14 protein-coding genes are annotated in these 16,226 nt (G+C 70.5%); 6 read left to right on the top strand and 8 right to left on the bottom strand.

Annotation, left to right across the window (positions count from 1 at the left end; all coding sequences use genetic code 11):
• Positions 1-122: 122 nt before the first annotated feature.
• The 3 genes from ACIBBB_RS08570 to ACIBBB_RS08560 all read left to right on the top strand — a co-directional run bounded on the left by ACIBBB_RS08570 (position 123) and on the right by ACIBBB_RS08560 (position 3,777).
• Positions 123-1,781: a DHA2 family efflux MFS transporter permease subunit gene (locus ACIBBB_RS08570; RefSeq protein WP_398980195.1), complete on the top strand. Its 1,659-nt coding sequence runs from the start codon at positions 123-125 to the stop codon at positions 1,779-1,781.
• Between the two features lie 93 nt (positions 1,782-1,874).
• Entirely contained in the window at positions 1,875-2,555 is a 681-nt protein-coding gene (locus ACIBBB_RS08565) for a TetR/AcrR family transcriptional regulator (protein ID WP_398980192.1), read from the top strand.
• 196 nt (positions 2,556-2,751) lie between these two features.
• Positions 2,752-3,777 (top strand): endonuclease/exonuclease/phosphatase family protein, encoded by a 1,026-nt coding sequence (locus tag ACIBBB_RS08560; protein ID WP_398980190.1) that lies wholly within the window; start codon positions 2,752-2,754, stop codon positions 3,775-3,777.
• 18 nt (positions 3,778-3,795) lie between these two features.
• On the opposite strand, the gene ACIBBB_RS08555 is transcribed toward ACIBBB_RS08560, so the two are convergent.
• The 5 genes from ACIBBB_RS08555 to ACIBBB_RS08535 all read right to left on the bottom strand — a co-directional run bounded on the left by ACIBBB_RS08555 (position 3,796) and on the right by ACIBBB_RS08535 (position 8,154).
• A complete protein-coding gene (locus ACIBBB_RS08555; protein WP_398980188.1) occupies positions 3,796-5,556 on the bottom strand; it encodes an NAD+ synthase in 1,761 nt (586 codons plus the stop codon).
• 126 nt (positions 5,557-5,682) lie between these two features.
• Positions 5,683-6,102, bottom strand: a complete 420-nt coding sequence (locus ACIBBB_RS08550) for a CBS domain-containing protein (protein ID WP_398980186.1) — start codon at positions 6,100-6,102, stop codon at positions 5,683-5,685.
• 210 nt (positions 6,103-6,312) lie between these two features.
• Positions 6,313-6,999 (bottom strand): DUF305 domain-containing protein, encoded by a 687-nt coding sequence (locus ACIBBB_RS08545; RefSeq protein ID WP_398980184.1) that lies wholly within the window; start codon positions 6,997-6,999, stop codon positions 6,313-6,315.
• Positions 6,996-7,643, bottom strand: a complete 648-nt coding sequence (locus tag ACIBBB_RS08540) for a DUF3105 domain-containing protein (RefSeq protein ID WP_398980182.1) — start codon at positions 7,641-7,643, stop codon at positions 6,996-6,998. Before ACIBBB_RS08540 ends, ACIBBB_RS08545 begins: the two co-directional genes overlap by 4 nt.
• A 79-nt stretch (positions 7,644-7,722) precedes the next feature.
• Entirely contained in the window at positions 7,723-8,154 is a 432-nt protein-coding gene (locus ACIBBB_RS08535; protein ID WP_398980180.1) for a hypothetical protein, read from the bottom strand.
• Between the two features lie 136 nt (positions 8,155-8,290).
• Between ACIBBB_RS08535 and ACIBBB_RS08530 the strand changes: the two genes are divergently transcribed.
• Positions 8,291-8,818: a MarR family winged helix-turn-helix transcriptional regulator gene (locus tag ACIBBB_RS08530; protein WP_398980178.1), complete on the top strand. Its 528-nt coding sequence runs from the start codon at positions 8,291-8,293 to the stop codon at positions 8,816-8,818.
• A gap of 163 nt (positions 8,819-8,981) precedes the next feature.
• Entirely contained in the window at positions 8,982-10,343 is a 1,362-nt protein-coding gene (glnA, locus tag ACIBBB_RS08525; RefSeq protein WP_189108045.1) for a type I glutamate--ammonia ligase, read from the top strand.
• A gap of 173 nt (positions 10,344-10,516) precedes the next feature.
• Here glnA and ACIBBB_RS08520 read toward each other — a convergent pair whose 3' ends face one another.
• Both ACIBBB_RS08520 and ACIBBB_RS08515 read right to left on the bottom strand, forming a co-directional pair.
• On the bottom strand, positions 10,517-11,275 hold the full coding sequence (locus ACIBBB_RS08520; RefSeq protein WP_398980176.1) for a sulfite exporter TauE/SafE family protein: 759 nt from the start codon (positions 11,273-11,275) through the stop codon (positions 10,517-10,519).
• A gap of 102 nt (positions 11,276-11,377) precedes the next feature.
• A complete protein-coding gene (locus ACIBBB_RS08515; protein WP_398980749.1) occupies positions 11,378-11,890 on the bottom strand; it encodes a pyridoxamine 5'-phosphate oxidase family protein in 513 nt (170 codons plus the stop codon).
• 181 nt (positions 11,891-12,071) lie between these two features.
• On the opposite strand from ACIBBB_RS08515, the gene ACIBBB_RS08510 reads away from it, so the two are divergent.
• Entirely contained in the window at positions 12,072-15,143 is a 3,072-nt protein-coding gene (locus ACIBBB_RS08510; protein ID WP_398980174.1) for a bifunctional [glutamine synthetase] adenylyltransferase/[glutamine synthetase]-adenylyl-L-tyrosine phosphorylase, read from the top strand.
• On the opposite strand, the gene ACIBBB_RS08505 is transcribed toward ACIBBB_RS08510, so the two are convergent.
• The gene (locus tag ACIBBB_RS08505) at positions 15,128-16,213 is read right to left on the bottom strand and encodes a phosphatase PAP2 family protein (RefSeq protein ID WP_398980172.1); all 1,086 of its coding nucleotides are present in this window, start codon (positions 16,211-16,213) and stop codon (positions 15,128-15,130) included. The genes ACIBBB_RS08510 and ACIBBB_RS08505 overlap by 16 nt on opposite strands.
• Between the last annotated feature and the right edge of the window lie 13 nt (positions 16,214-16,226).

The following is a 16,226-nucleotide window of genomic DNA, read 5'->3' as shown; positions in this document are numbered from 1 at the left end:
TCCATGGTGGCATCTCCTGACCATCGACGGGAAGTGGGGCTGCTCCGCCCGAGTCGGTCCGTTGGGTAAAGAATTTACAATACGAGACGGTCTCGTATTGAAATGGGCATACGCTCAGACCCATGTCCACACCGTCACCCTCGTCTCCACCGCCGCCGTCCTCACCGGTATCCGGACCGGCCGGCGCCCACGGTCCGGCACCCCGGGTCCCCGAAGCCATTCACCGCCGTCGCTGGGCCATCCTCGGCGTGCTCATGTTCAGCCTGCTCATCGTGGTGCTGGACAACTCGATCCTGAACGTCGCGGTCAAGACGATCGCGAGCCCCGAGCCCGTCGGACTCGGCGCGACCCAGAGCGAACTCGAATGGGCGATCAACTCCTACACCCTCGTCTTCGCCGGCCTGCTCTTCACCTCCGGTCTGCTCGGCGACCGCGTCGGCCGCAAGAAGGTGCTGCTCTTCGGCATCGCGGTCTTCGGCGTCGGCTCCGCCCTCGCCGCGATGTCCGGATCGCCCGGTGAACTCGTCGCGTACCGGGCCCTGATGGGCTTCGGCGCCGCCTTCGTGATGCCCGCCACCCTCGCCGTCCTGATGAACGTCTTCGAGCGTGAAGAGCAGCCCAAGGCCATCGGCATATGGGCCGGCGGCGTCGGACTCGGCATAGCCATCGGCCCCATCACCGGCGGCGTACTGCTCGAACACTTCTGGTGGGGCTCGATCTTCCTGATCAACGTCCCGGTCGTGATCGTCGCGCTGATCGCGATGGTGGTGCTGGTCCCGGACTCCAGGGACCCGAACCCCGGCCGGGTCGACCCCGTGGGCGTACTGCTCTCGATCGTCGGTCTCGTCCTGCTGGTGTACGGGATCATCCGCGCGGGCGAGCTCGCCGACTTCACCGAGGCCACGGTGCTGGCCTCGATCATCGGCGGTCTGGCCGTCCTGGCCGCGTTCGTCGTGCACCAGAAGCGCAGCGACCATCCGTCGATCGACATGTCCTACTTCAAGAAGCCCGCCTTCTCGGCCGCGGTATCCGCGATCGCGCTGGTCTTCTTCGCCCTGATGGGCGTGACCTTCTTCTCGGCCTTCTACCTCCAGAGCGTGCGCGGCTACAGCGCGCTCGACTCGGGTCTGCTGATCCTGCCGCTCGCCGTGGCGCAGATGGTGTTCGCGCCGCGTGCCCGGCTGGTCGTCGACCGGTTCGGCGCCCGCGCGGTCTGCACCGGCGGCATGCTGCTCGTCGCCGTCGGCCTCGCCGCGTTCTCCCTGTTCGACGCCACCACGCCCGTCTGGGTGCTGTGTGTCGTGTTCTTCGTCCAGGGCGCCGGAATGGCCCACATCATGCCGCCGGTGACCGTCGCCGTCATGCAGGCCCTGCCCCGCGAGAAGGCCGGCTCGGGATCGGCCATCAACAACACGTTCCGCCAGGTGGGCGGCGCGCTCGGTATCGCCGTACTCGGCTCGCTGCTCTCCACCACCTACCGCGGCGAGATCGAGGGACACCTCGGCGCCGTCCCGGCCGCCGCGCGCGACACGGCGGGTGAGTCGATCGAGGCGACCATGGCCGTCGCTACGAGACTCGGCCCCGCCGGCGACGCGTTGGTCTCTTCCGCGAACGACGCCTTCCTGACCGCGATGCATGTCACGGCCCTCGGTTCGGCCGCTGTCGCGCTGGTCGGCACCGCCGTGGTGGCGCTCTTCATGCCGGGCCGTACGGCCCCGAAGGAGGCGGCCGAGCCGCGGGCGGAGCCACCGGCCGAGACCGCACCCGCCCTGCGCGACTGAGCGGGCGGTCGACCGCGCCCGCCGGCGTCGGCGACAATCGACCGGGTTGTGCGCGGCGTACGGCGTGGTGCGAGCAGGGCGAAGGGTGAGGCATTGCGAGGGCAGGAACGGGGCGGGGAACGGGAGCCCAGGCGAGGCCGGCCGCGCAGCGAGGCGGCCGAACGCGCGATCCTCCAGGCCGTGGTGCGGCTTCTTGAAGAGGGCGAGCCGCTGGCCGGGCTCTCCATCGAGCGCATCGCGCGGACGGCGGGCGTCGGCAAGGCGACCATCTACCGGCGCTGGAGCGACAAGGAAGAGCTCTTCGTCGACGTCCTGCGCGACATCGAGCCACCCGAACCCGCCCTGTCCGGCACCTCGGGCCTCGCCGACATCCTCATCTGTCTGGAGTCCCTGCGCCATCGCGGCCTCGCCCAGCGCAACTCGACCCTGCTGTACAGCGTCTTCGCGCAGATGAAGAGCCACCCGAAGCTGTGGGGGGCGTACCAGGCCACCGTGATCGAGCCGCGGCGGGCCGCGATGCGGGCGGCGGTCAGCCGCGCCGTCGCCGCGGGTGAACTCCGCGACGACATCGACGTGGAACTGATGGACGAACTGTTCGCCGGCCCCATGCTCCTACGCACCATCCACCGCAAGGACGCGCCCCTGGACGACGACCTCTCCGAGCGCATCGTCCGGGCGCTGCTCGAAGGTCTGCGCCCCAGGGACACCCCCAGGGACACCCCCAGGGACACCCCCAGGGCCCCCCGGGACGCGGCCGGGGGAACGGGGCGCTGACCGCCCGCCGGGTGCTCGCACCGAACGTGCCTGTTCCGTCACAGCCGCCCGCCGTCAGCCCGCGTCCGGAACCCGCCGCCCCCAACCACTCGTCCTTGTGCCCGTACGGCCGTCGTGGGGGGACGGCAGGGAAAGCGCCCGTCATCGCCTAGGGTCGATGGCGGGCGTGCACGGCAAGGCAGCGAGGGCAGGCGGAATGACGCAGGAGTACACGGCTGAGTCCCGGGTGGACGGCCCCGAGGACAACGACCCTCCCACCAGCCGGTTCCGGGCCTTCGTCGACCGCTGGCGCGGCGACCGCGGGATCTGGCGGAGAGGTGCCGTCCTCGCGGCGCTCGCCGTCCTGACGGCGCTGCTGATGATCCTGCACGCCCAGATTCCCAACCGCATCGGCAACTTGGGCTCTCTCATGGAGACGTTCCTGCCGTGGCTGGGGCTGTTCGTCCCCGTGATTCTCGTGGCCGCGCTGGTACGGCGCTCCGCCACCGCGCTGATCGCTCTCCTGCTGCCCGCCGTCGTCTGGGTCAATCTCTTCGGCGGGCTGCTCCTCGACAAGTCGGGCGGCGGCGGCGATCTGACCGTCGCCACGCACAACGTCAACGCGGAGAATTCCGATCCGGAGGGAACCGCGCGCGAGATCGTGGAGTCCGGGGCGGACGTCGTCGCGCTGGAGGAACTGAAGGCGTCGGCGGTTCCCACGTACGAGAAGGGGCTGGCCGGGACGTACAAGTACCACTCGGTGCAGGGCACGGTGGGGATCTGGAGCAAGTACCCGATGACCGGCAGCCGCCCCGTCGACATCCGGATGGGCTGGACGCGCGCGATGCGCTCCACGGTGACGACGCCGCAGGGCGAGGTCGCCGTCTACGTGGCGCACCTGCCGTCCGTACGGGTCAAACTGCACGCCGGCTTCACCGCCAACCAGCGCGACAACAGCGCCGACGCGCTCGGTGAGGCGATCGCGGCCGAGGAGATCCAGCGGGTCGTTCTCCTCGGCGACCTCAACGGCACGATGAACGACCGCTCCCTGAACGCCGTGACGTCGCAGATGCGTTCCACCCAGGGGGCCGCCGGTGACGGCTACGGCTTCAGCTGGCCCGCGGCGTTCCCGATGGCGCGGATCGACCAGATCATGGTCAAGGGCGTCGAGCCGATGTCGTCGTGGACGCTGCCACGGACGGGCAGCGACCATCTGCCGATCGCCGCCCGTATCGGACTCTGAAACACGCCCCAGGCGCGTTCAGGGGCTCGGCGATTCCCGCCAGCGGTTGGTGATCGGCAGCCGCCGGTCCTTGCCGAAGCCCTTCGCGGAGATCTTCGTGCCCGGCGGATACTGCCGCCGCTTGTACTCCGCCGTGTCCACCATGCGCAGCGTCTTCGCCACCATCGCCGGGTCGAAGCCCGCCGCGACGATCGCGTCCTTGCCCTGGTCGCGGTCGACGTACATCGCCAGCAGCCGGTCCAGCACGTCGTAGTCCGGCAGCGAGTCCGTGTCGACCTGGCCGGGGCGCAGTTCGGCGCTCGGCGGCTTGGTGATCGAGTTCTCCGGGACGGGCGGGGTCCCGCCGCGCTCCACGGCGGCGCGGTTGCGCCAGCGGGCGAGCCGGAAGACTGTCGTCTTGTAGACGTCCTTGATCGGGCCGTACGCGCCGACGGAGTCGCCGTACAGGGTCGAATACCCCACCGCCAGTTCGGACTTGTTCCCCGGCGCCAGGACGATCTGGCCCTCCTGGTTGGACAGCGCCATCAGCAGCGTGCCGCGCAGCCGCGACTGGAGGTTCTCCTCCGCGAGTCCCGTCAGGGAGAGCGAGCCCATGTACGCGTCGAACATCGGCTCGATGGGAACGGTGCGGAAGTTCAGCCCCGTACGGCGCGCCAGCTCGGCCGCGTCGCCGCGCGAGTGGTCCGAGGAGTACTTCGACGGCATCGAGACGCCGTAGACGTTCTCCGCGCCGAGCGCGTCGCAGGCGATCGCGGCGACGAGGGCGGAGTCGATGCCGCCGGAGAGGCCGATCAGGACGGACCTGAAGCCGTTCTTGGCGGCGTACGCGCGCAGGCCCACCACCAGGGCGGAGTAGACCTCCTCGTCGTCGTCCAGCCGCTCCGCGTAGCCGCCCGTCAGCTCCGGCTCGTAGGCGGGGACGGGCTCCTCGGAGAGGACGACGTGGTCCACACGCAGCCCGTCGTCCACGATGCCGCCCGGCCGTTCGGCGGCGGCCGCCGGCAGATCGAGGTCCAGGACCACACAGCCCTCGGCGAACTGCGGTGCGCGTGCCACGACGTCGCCGTCCTTGTCGACGACGATCGAGTCACCGTCGAAGACCAGCTCGTCCTGGCCGCCGATCATCGCCAGATACGCGGTCGTGCACCCGGCCTCCTGGGCGCGCTTGCGTACGAGTTCGAGGCGGGTGTCGTTCTTGGCCTGCTCGTACGGCGACGCGTTGATCGAGAGCAGCAGACCGGCCCCCACGGACCGGGTGGCCGGGACCCGGCCACCGTCCTGCCACAGGTCCTCGCAGATCGCGAGCGCCACATCGACGCCGCGCACCCGCACGACGGGCATGGTGTCGCCGGGCACGAAGTAGCGGTACTCGTCGAAGACGCCGTAGTTCGGCAGGTGGTGTTTGGCGAACGACAGCGCCACCCCGCCCCGGTGCAGCACGGCGGCGGCGTTCTGCGGGGAGCCGGCCGGCCGGCCGATCCGCGGCCGGTCCCGCTCGGACCGGTCGAGATAGCCCAGCACGACGGGCAGCTCACCGAAGCCCTCGGCGGCGAGCCGCGCGGCGAGCGCGCGCAGCGCGTCGCGGGACGCCTCGACGAAGGACGACCGCAGGGCCAGGTCCTCGACGGGATAGCCGGTCAGCACCATCTCGGGGAACGCGACGAGATGCGCGCCCTGCTCGGCGGAGTGCCGGGTCCAGTGCACGACCGCCTCGGCGTTTCCGGCGAGATCGCCGACGGTCGAGTCGATCTGATTCAGAGCGAGACGTAGTTGAGGCACGTCCCCATCGTAATCGTCTTTCTGACGCGATGGGCTGGTGGGGCGGGTGCGGAGGGTGTGTGAGCCGCGCCACGGGGCAGCGGCCGGCACACCCTCCCCGGGCCCGTCCGGTGCTTCCGCGGCGGCTCAGCCGGTCGCGTAGACCCGTTCCACCCAGGCGGCGATCTGCGCGTCGCTCAGGTGCTGCGCCAGGTCCGCCTCGCTGATCATCCCGACGAGGCGCTTGTTCTCGATCACCGGCAGCCGGCGGATCTGGTGCTCCTGCATCTCGTGGAGCACGTCGTCCACGTCCGCGCCCGCGTCGATCCAGCGCGGTGTGCCGTGGGCCATCTCGGCCGCGGTGGTCTGCGCCGGGTCGTGGCCCGTCGCCACACAGCCGACGACGATGTCGCGGTCGGTCAGGATGCCCGTCAGCCGCTCGTCGACGTCGGCGATGGGCAGTGCGCCCACGTCCAGGTCCCGCATGAGCTGCGCGGCCCGGTCGAGGGTCTCGTGCGAGGGGATCCAGTCGGCGCCGGGATGCATGATGTCTTTGGCGGTGGTCATGGGGTTCGTCCCTCCTGAATGCCGTCCACCCCGAGCGCACCCATCGTCATGGGGTCGTACGGGTGTACGCGACCGCTGTCACCCGAACGGGTGAATTGTGGGTCCGGCGGGGCCGCGCGCACCGGAGATACTGCGCCGCCCCCGTCCGCGGAGATGATCTCCACAGACGGGGGCGGGGTGCGCCTCGTACCTCGCGCGTCATGCCCTCCGTCAGGCCCGCGGCTTCGAGCCCCGGGCCTTCAAGAGGTCGGCCATCAGGTCCAGTTCGGACTGCTGCGCCGTCACCATGCCCTTGGCCAGGGCCTTTTCCGTGTCGACCGTGCACAGGCCGGCGCAGCCCCGGGCCATCATGACGCCCCCCTTGTGATGGTCGGTCATCAACTGGAGATACAGGATCTCCGCCTTCCGGCCCTTGGCGGTCCGGAGCGTCTCCAGCTCCGTCTTCGTCGCCATACCGGGCATCAGGGAGCCGTCACGGACCTCGTGGCCGCCGTGGACCATGCCCTCCACGCCCTCCATGCCGTCCATGCCCGCGTGTTCGCCGCCCCGCTCCATCCAGGCCATCGGCTCCTGGTCCGTGGAGACCTTCGGCAGCTTCCACATGTCGAGCCAGCCCAGCAGCATGCCGCGCTGGTTCGCCTGGGTGTTGGCGATGTCGTACGCGAGGCGGCGCACCTCCTCGTCGTCGGTGCTGTCCCGCACGAGGAACGACATCTCCACCGCCTGCTGGTGGTGGACCGCCATGTCACGCGCGAACCCCGCCTCCGCCGAGTCCGCCGTCGGCGTGGCCGCCGCGCGGGGCGAGTCGTCGCTCCCCGCGGAGGCGACCGTGGCCGCCCCCGCGAACAGCAGGGCGAGAACGACCGCCGTGATGGCGGCCCAGTTCGTGCGGGTCACTGGGCGCCGATTCCGCCGGTGCACGCGGCACCCGGCTCAGGCGTCTGCGGGCCCTGCACGTACTTCGTGAAGAACTGGTCGACCCGGGGGTCCTTCGCGCTGTCCACGGTGACCTGCTTGCCCCATGCGGTCAGCATGATCGCGCCGGCCTGCTCCTTGACGGGGCTCATCAGCGAGTACTGCGTCTTGCCCACCTTGTCGCCGAGCGCCTTCACGTCGGCCTCGGGCGCCTTGTCGTTGTAGGTCACCCAGACCGCGCCATGCTCCAGCGAGTGCACCGCGTTGACGTCCGGCACGGGCTCCTTGTAGACGTCGCCGGCGCAGTTCATCCAGGCCTGGTTGTGGTTGCCGCCGACGGGCGGGGTCTGCGGGTACTTGACCGCCTCGGCGACATGGTCGCGGCCCAGCTTCTCGGCGTCCCAGGACTTCTCGCCCTTCACGGGCTCGGCCGCGGCCTGCTCCTGCTCCTTCTTCTCGTCGGACTCCTTATTCAGCACGAACGCGCCGAAGCCGACGAGCGCCGCGACCACGACCGCGCTCGCGGTGATCGTGATGATGCGGTTACGGCGCTCACGCACGCGCTCGGCGCGGCGCATCTGCTCTATTCGGGCCTTGCGCTCGGTGCTCTGGGACTTGGAAGCCATGGTGTCTGTTCGTCCTTCTCGAAAAGCCTGCGGAACGGGGGTGGGGGAGTTACGGGCACCCGGTGGGGCGCGGGCCCGGCTACGTCCGCAGTACCTGAAGGACGTGGAGGTCCGGCGCGCGGGGAAACGCTCCGGACCGGGACACCTGGCCGGTGCTGGGTGGCAGTGCGAGATGCGCGGGGCTCACGTCGCCGGCGCCGAGCGGGTCGGCGGGGTGCGGCGCGGTGAGCACGGCCGGAGACAGGTGCGGGAGGAAGCGGCAGCCGCTCGGGTCGTACGGGCAGGTGTACTCGGGGGCCGCGGCGGGCCGGGCGGCCGTGCCCTCCACATCCGTACGGAGGGTGATGCCGGTGCGCGCGGTCTGCGCGGGCGCTTCCGCCGTCGGCGACGAGGAGGCCGAGTGGTGCGTGCCGACGGGGGTCAGACAGAAGTAGAGCGCGGCGAGCAGCGTCACCACGGCGCTGAGCAAGGCCGTGGGACGCGCGTGACGTATGCGCTGTCGTCCCCCCATGGGCGCAGATCGTAGTCCGTACAGGTGGCCGAGCAGGAGTACGCAGGGGGTACCGAGTCCGGAACGTGCCGTGGGGCGGCACAACGCGGCCGTACGGGAGGGGTCCGCCAATGCTCCGGCGCGGTACAAAGAGGTCATGGCCGACCCTCCGGAACCTCAGCCGAGCGAGCCCGATGTCGACGCCGTGACCCGGGCGGTCCTGATCGCCTCACGGCTGCTCGTCGCGGTGTCCGTCCGTTCCCTGACCGCTGTCGAGGACCGGGTCACCCTGCCCCAGTTCAGACTGCTGAAGGTGCTCGCCGCGCACGGCGGCGCGAACCTGGTGTCGCTCGCCGAGCGGCTCGGGGTGAACCCCTCCACCGCGATGCGGATGGTCGACCGGCTCATCGCGGCCGGGCTCGCCGAGCGGGAGGTCAATCCCGGCAACCGACGGGAGACGGTGCTGCGGCTCACGGACGAGGGCCGCTCGCTGGTCTCGGACGTCTCGGCGGCGCGCAGACGCGAGATCACGGCGATCGTGGAGCGGCTGGCCCCCGAGCAGCGCACGGCGCTCGTGGAGGCCCTCACGGCGTTCACCGAGGCGGGCGGGGAGCGGCCCATGCCGGGCGACGACGGGGAGCCGTACCCGCTGGGCTGGTCGGACACGGCGGCGCCGCTCCACTGAGGCCCCCCGGACGCGCGGCGGACGGGGCGCGTGTCTGACAATGCTTTAGTACGCCGGTGTGCAACCTTCCGGAAATCCTGTGGTGTCATGCTCGGGTGCCCCGGTGTACTCGGCAGCGTGGGAGCAGGCGGCCTGACCGGCAAGGATGGGTAGGACAGCAGACATGGACAAGCAGCAGGAATTCGTCCTCCGGACCCTCGAGGAACGTGACATCCGCTTCGTACGCCTGTGGTTCACCGATGTGCTCGGCTTCCTCAAGTCGGTCGCCGTCGCCCCCGCCGAGCTGGAACAGGCATTCGACGAAGGCATCGGCTTCGACGGCTCGGCCATCGAGGGCTTCGCACGGGTGTACGAGTCGGACATGATCGCCAAGCCCGATCCCGGTACCTTCCAGATCCTGCCGTGGCGGGCGGAGGCCCCGGGCACCGCCCGGATGTTCTGCGACATCCTGATGCCCGACGGCTCGCCGTCCTTCGCGGACCCGCGCTACGTCCTGAAGAGGATGCTCGCCAAGACCTCGGACCTCGGCTTCACCTTCTACACCCACCCCGAGATCGAGTTCTTCCTCCTCAAGGACAAGCCGGTCGACGGCACCCGCCCGACCCCCGCGGACAGCTCCGGCTACTTCGACCACACCCCGCAGAACGTGGGCATGGACTTCCGCCGCCAGGCGATCACCATGCTCGAATCCATGGGCATCTCCGTGGAGTTCAGCCACCACGAGGGCGCTCCCGGCCAGCAGGAGATCGACCTGCGGTACGCCGACGCGCTCTCCACCGCCGACAACATCATGACCTTCCGCCTGGTCATGAAGCAGGTCGCACTGGAGCAGGGCGTCCAGGCGTCCTTCATGCCGAAGCCGTTCAGCGAGTACCCGGGCTCCGGCATGCACACCCACCTCTCCCTCTTCGAGGGAGACCGCAACGCGTTCTACGAGTCCGGCGCCGAGTACCAGCTCTCCAAGGTCGGCCGGTCGTTCATCGCCGGACTGCTCAAGCACGCCGCCGAGATCTCGGCCGTCACCAACCAGTGGGTCAACTCCTACAAGCGCATCTGGGGCGGCTCCACCCGCACGGCGGGCTCGGGCGGCGAGGCCCCCTCCTACATCTGCTGGGGCCACAACAACCGCTCCGCCCTGATCCGCGTCCCGATGTACAAGCCCGGCAAGACCGGCTCCGCGCGGGTGGAGGTCCGCTCCATCGACTCCGGGGCGAACCCCTACCTGACGTACGCGGTGCTCCTCGCCGCCGGCCTGAAGGGCATCGAGGAGGGCTACGAACTGCCGGCGGGCGCCGACGACGACGTGTGGGCGCTGTCCGACGCGGAGCGCCGCGCGATGGGCATCGAGCCGCTGCCGCAGAACCTCGGTGAGGCGATCTCGCTGATGGAGCGGAGTGAACTGGTCGCGGAGACGCTGGGCGAGCACGTCTTCGACTTCTTCCTGCGCAACAAGAAGCGCGAGTGGGAGGAGTACCGCTCCGAGGTCACTGCCTTCGAGCTGAAGAACCTGCTGCCGGTGCTGTAGCCGCAGGGGGTGTCCGCCCGTCAGCGGGCGACCGACATCGCGAACGGCACCGGGCCCCACGCGCGGACCAGGCTCCCCACCAGGAGCGGGAACGCCTCCGGGGCCCGTGCCGTCCGCACCGTCACCCCGGCCGTGCCGGTACGGGAGTCCGCGCGTCGGTCGTACGACGTGGGTCAGCGCAGCAGCAGTTGAAGACCGCCCAGCACCGTCGCGCCGATCACCAGTCGCTCGAAGACCCGTTGGTCGATACGGGCCACGCACAGCTTCCCGACGAGTGCGCCGGGCAGGACGAAGAACACGAGCAGCGCGTCCAGCACGAGTGAGTCGCGGTCGATCAGTCCGAGGCCCGCGCTGAAGGGCACCTTCGTGGTGTTGACGATCAGGAAGAACCACGCGGACGTACCCAGGAAGCCGAGCTTTCGGAAGCCGGCCGACAGCAGGTACATCGACATGACGGGACCGCCCGCGTTGGCGACCATCGTCGTGAACCCGCCGAGCACCCCGTAGAGACGCGCCTTGACGCGGCCCTTGAGCGACGCCGAATCCTGGGGGGTGTCCTCCTCCGGCGCGTAACGGCGCCGCCAGATGGTGACGCCCGCCATCAGCAGGAGGATCGAGCCGATGGAGACGCGTACGGCTTCGTCGTCGGCCCACAGCATGAAGACGGTGCCGACCACCACACCGGCGGCGACGGCCGGGAAGAGCCGCCACAGGGTCGGCCAGTGCGCGTGGCGACGGTAGGTGAGAACGGCGATGGTGTCGCCCACGATGAGGATCGGCAGGAGCACACCGGTCGACTCGCGGGCCGGCAGCACGGCGGCGAACACCGCGAGACTGACGGTGTTGGCACCGCTGACGGCCGTCTTGGAGAAGCCCACGAGCGCGGCAGCGGCGGCGAGCGCGACGAATTCCCACATGCTGATCGTGTCCATGGCGATAACCCATGGTACGACCACGCGTCCAGCCCCCCTCGGGCAAGCCGGACTCCACACCGCCGATGCCGCGCCTCGACCGGAAGACGCGGGGCCGTGCCGTCAGGCGAATTGCCAGCGGGTCTGGCTGTAGGGGGACTTGGCGAAGCAGAAGGCCGCGCGGGGGGTGACCCCGAATACCAGGGCCGGACCGCCCGCGCCCACGAACGCGCCGTCCTTCACGTCGAAGTGCCAGACCGAGCCATACTTCCGCTCGTACATCGCCGCCAGTTCGCGCAGGCGCGCGTCGTCCGTCTCCTGGACCGCCTCGCCCTCGACCACCAGGTCGTGGCCCTCGTTGAGCGCGTTCGTGCCGGTGGTGAGGACGACCTCGGGGTTGTCCTGGAGGTTCATGACCTTCCGCTCCCGCTCGCCCGAGCTGAAGTACAGCGCGTCCCGTGACCAGATCGTCAGCAGCGGGGTGACGTGGGGGCGGCCGTCGGGGCGTACGGTCGAGAGCCAGAAGATCTCGGCCTCCGTCAGCCGGGCCACCGCGTCGGCCCAGTCCTCCGCGGCGGCCGTCGGGTGGCTGTAGCGGTCGTCCAGGTGCGTGCTGGTCGGTTCTCTGTGCGCCATGGCGCGGTCCCTTCGAGAGAGGTCCTGTACGGCGGCGAGCGGGAGTACGCTCACGACCCTTCCGTAAGTGATGACCGTCCGCGACACCAGGACTCAGCGCCCGGCCGGCACACCGGCCCCGGGCGAGTGACGGAGTACTAGGCTCGGGCCCGGATCTTGATCGGACAGACGGAAAGGCCGGATGACGGTGCAGGGACGCAGGAGCAGTACCTTCACCCGTCTGCTCCGGCACGGTTTCACCGACCCCTCCGCCGCCGAGTACCTGCTCGCCGTCCCCGAGATGGCCTCCGTACGCGGGGACTCCGTCCTCCTCGACGCGCTGGGAGCCACCGCCGATCCCGATCTGGCACTGCGCGGCCTCGTCCGGCTCGTCGAGGCGCACGAGAGCGACGACCGCCAGGTCCTGCTGGACACCCTGATCGCCGCGAAGCCCCTGCGGGACAGGCTGCTGGGCGTGCTCGGCGTGTCCGAGGCGCTCGGCGACCACCTGGCCAGGCACCCCGCCGACTGGCGGGTCCTCGTCACGTACGAGTCCGCCGATCTGCACCCCGGCGTCGCCGAGTTCGAGGCCGGGCTCGCCGAGGCGCACGACGTCGACACGCTGCGCATCGCCTACCGCCGCTGTCTGCTCTCCCTGGCCGCCCGCGACGTCTGCGGCACGGCCGACGTCGCGCAGACCGCCTCCGAACTCGCCGACCTCGCGACCGCCACGCTCCGCGCCGCGCTCGCCGTCGCCCGCACCTCCGCCCCCGAGGACGCGGCGCTGTGCCGGCTCGCGGTCGTGGCGCTCGGCAAGTGCGGCGGTCAGGAGCTGAACTACGTCTCCGACGTCGACGTCATCTTCGTCGGCGAGCCCGCCCACACCCTGGTCCACGACCACCACATGGCGGGCGAGGACGCCGGCGACACGCCGAAGACCGAGGCCAAGGCCCTCCAGGCGGCCACCCGGCTCGCCGCCCACATGATGCGGATCTGCTCCGAGACGACCGCCGAGGGGACCATCTGGCCCGTCGACGCGAACCTGCGCCCCGAGGGCCGCAACGGCCCGCTGGTCCGCACCCTCTCCAGCCATCTCGCCTACTACCAGCGCTGGGCCAAGACCTGGGAGTTCCAGGCCCTGCTCAAGGCGCGCGCCGTGGCCGGGGATCTCGCCCTCGGCAGGGACTACGTGGACGCCGTCTCGCCCATGGTCTGGCAGGCCGCAGACCGCGAGAACTTCGTGCCCGACGTACAGAAGATGCGCCGCCGGGTCGTCGACAACATCCCCGTGGGCCAGGTCGACCGTGAGCTGAAGCTCGGCCCCGGCGGGCTGCGGGACGTCGAATTCGCCGTCCAGCTACTCCAGTTGGTGCACGGCCGCAGCGACGCGTCGCTGCGCAGCGGTACCACCCTCGTCGCCCTGCGGGCCCTCGCCGCCGGCGGCTACGTCGGCAGGACCGACGCGGCGCAGCTCGACGAGGCGTACCGCTTCCTGCGTTCCATGGAGCACCACATCCAGCTGTTCCGGCTGCGCCGTACGCATCTGGTGCCCGACGACGAGGCCGATCTGCGCCGGCTCGGACGCACCCTCGGGCTGCGGACCGAACCGGTCGGTGAGCTCAACAGGGCCTGGAAACGGCACGCTTCGATGGTGCGGCGGCTGCACGAGAAGCTCTTCTACCGGCCGCTGCTCGACGCCGTGGCCCAGCTCGCCCCCGGCGAGATCAGGCTCAGTACGAAGGCGGCCGGGCAGCGCCTGGAAGCCCTCGGCTACGCCGACCCGGTGTCCGCGCTGCGGCATCTGGAGGCGCTGTCGTCCGGTGTGAGCCGCAAGGCCGCCATCCAACGCACGCTGCTGCCCGTGCTGTTGGGGTGGTTCGCGGACTCCGCCGACCCGGACGCCGGGCTGCTCGGATTCCGCAAGGTCTCGGACGCCCTCGGCAAGACCCCCTGGTATCTGCGGCTCCTGCGCGACGAGGGAGCGGCCGCCGAGAATCTGGCCCGGGTGCTGTCCGCCGGGCGCCTCGCCCCCGACCTGCTGCTGCGCGCCCCGGAGGCGGTCGCCATCCTCGGCGACCCGAACGGACTGAGACCGCGCGGCCGTGACCATCTGGAGCAGGAGGTGCTGGCCGCCGTCGGACGCGCCGAGACCGCCGAGATCGCCGTCGCCGTCACCCGCGGGGTGCGCCGCCGCGAGCTGTTCCGCACCGCCGCCGCCGACATCATCGGCTCCTACGGCACCGAGGAGAGCCCCGCGGAGGAGGACCCCGGCGCACTCGTCGACCGGGTCGGCAACGCCGTCACCGACCTCAACTCCGCCACCCTGTCGGGTGCGTTGCGCGCCGCCGTGCGCCGGACGTGGGGCGACACCCTGCCCGCCAGGTTCGCGGTCATCGGCATGGGCCGCTTCGGCGGCCATGAGCAGGGATACGGCTCCGACGCGGACGTCCTGTTCGTGTACGAGCCGCGCGAGGGCGTCAGCGACCAGGAGGCGTCACGCGCCGCCAGCACTGTCGTCTCCGAGATGCGCAGACTTCTCCAACTGCCCACGTCCGACCCGCCGTTGATGATCGACGCCGATCTGCGACCGGAGGGCAAGACCGGCCCGCTGGTGCGCACCCTCGCCTCCTACGCCGCCTACTACCGCCGCTGGTCGCTGGGCTGGGAGAGCCAGGCGCTGCTGCGCGCCGAACCGATGGCGGGGGACGTGGAACTGGGCCGCGACTTCATCGAGCTGATCGACCCGCTGCGCTATCCCGACAACGGCCTGAGCGACGCCGCCGTACGGGAGATCCGCCGGCTCAAGGCGCGGATGGAGTCGGAGCGGCTGCCGCGCGGCGCCGACCCCAACCTGCACACCAAACTGGGCCGGGGCGGGCTGTCGGACGTCGAGTGGACGGTACAGCTGATCCAGATGCAGCACGCCTGGGAGGTGCCCGGCCTGCGCACGACCCGTACGCGCGAGGCACTGGCCGCCGCGCACACCGCGGGCCTGATCTGCGAGGAGCACGCCCACATCCTCGACGAGGCGTGGGTGCTGGCGACCCGGGTGCGCAACGGCGTGATGCTCGTGCGCGGCAGGGCGGGCGACACCTTTCCGTCGGACGGCCGGGAACTGGCCGCCATGGGACGGTACTTGGGCTACGGCCCCGGGTCGATGGCGCCCGGCCCCACCCCGTACAACGGCCACACCGGCGACATGATCGACGACTATCTGCGGACCACCCGCCGGGCTCGCGCGGTGATGGACGAGCTGTTCTACGGGGCGGTCTGAGTGGAAGGCTCGCTCCGTGGCGGAGGCCCGTGCGGGCTGGACGGCGCGCGCCGCGGGGACGGCGCGGTCCTGGCGGCCTGTCCGGTCCTGGGGACCTGGGCGGGCGGAGCGGGCTGTGCCGTACGGGCCGCCTGGCCGACGGGATCAGGCGCGGCCGCCGTACCCGGAGTGCCCGGGTGAGTGCCTGGGTGTCGGAGCCGGCGTCGTCGTCCCGGGCGCTCGTCGTCGTCCTCGATCAGCCGCGGCAGCTGGTGCGGGAGCGCCCGGTACCAGACGTAACTGACGCCGAAGCCGAACGCGAGGCAGATTATGCCGCCCACCGCGTCCAGCCAGAAGTGGTTCGCGGTGGCGACGATCACGATCAGCGTGGCAGTCGGGTAGAGCAGTCCGAGGATCTTCACCCAGGGCGTCCTGGCCAGCGCGAAGATGGTCAGCCCGCACCAGAGCGACCAGCCGATGTGCATCGACGGCATCGCCGCGTACTGGTTCGACACGGCCTTGAAGTTGCCCGAGGCCATCGAGCCCCAGGTCTCGTGGACCTGCACCGTGTCGATGAAGTTTTGCCCGTTCATCAACCGGGGCGGCGCGAGCGGATACAGATAGTAACCGACCAGTGCCGCACCTGTAGTCGCGAAGAGGATGAGCCTGCTGGCCGCGTAACGGCCCGGATGGCTGCGGTAGAGCCAGACCAGCACGGCGATCGTGACGATGAAATGGAGCGTCGCGTAGTAGTAGTTCATCGCGACGACAAGCCATGTCACCGAATTCACCGCATGATTGACGCTCTCCTCGAACGCGAGACCCAGCGAACGTTCCACGTCCCAGATCCAGTCCGCGTTGTGCAGGGCCTGGGTCTTCTGCTCGGGCACCGCGTTACGGACCAGTGAGTACGTCCAATAACTCACCGCGATCAGCAGGATTTCGAACCAGAGCCGAGGGTGCCGGGGCGACCTCATCCGGTGCAGCCGACCGGTGCGGGACGCCGGGCCGGACGCGTCGGCCGTCGCACCCGCGGGGGGTGTCGGCGGGGCCGTCGTGCCTTCCGGAATCTTCACGGTCGTTTCACCCATGGAGAGAGAGTCT

Source organism: Streptomyces sp. NPDC051217, assembly GCF_044455465.1.
Lineage (GTDB): Bacteria > Actinomycetota > Actinomycetes > Streptomycetales > Streptomycetaceae > Streptomyces.
This window is presented reverse-complemented; position numbering and strand designations above follow the sequence as displayed.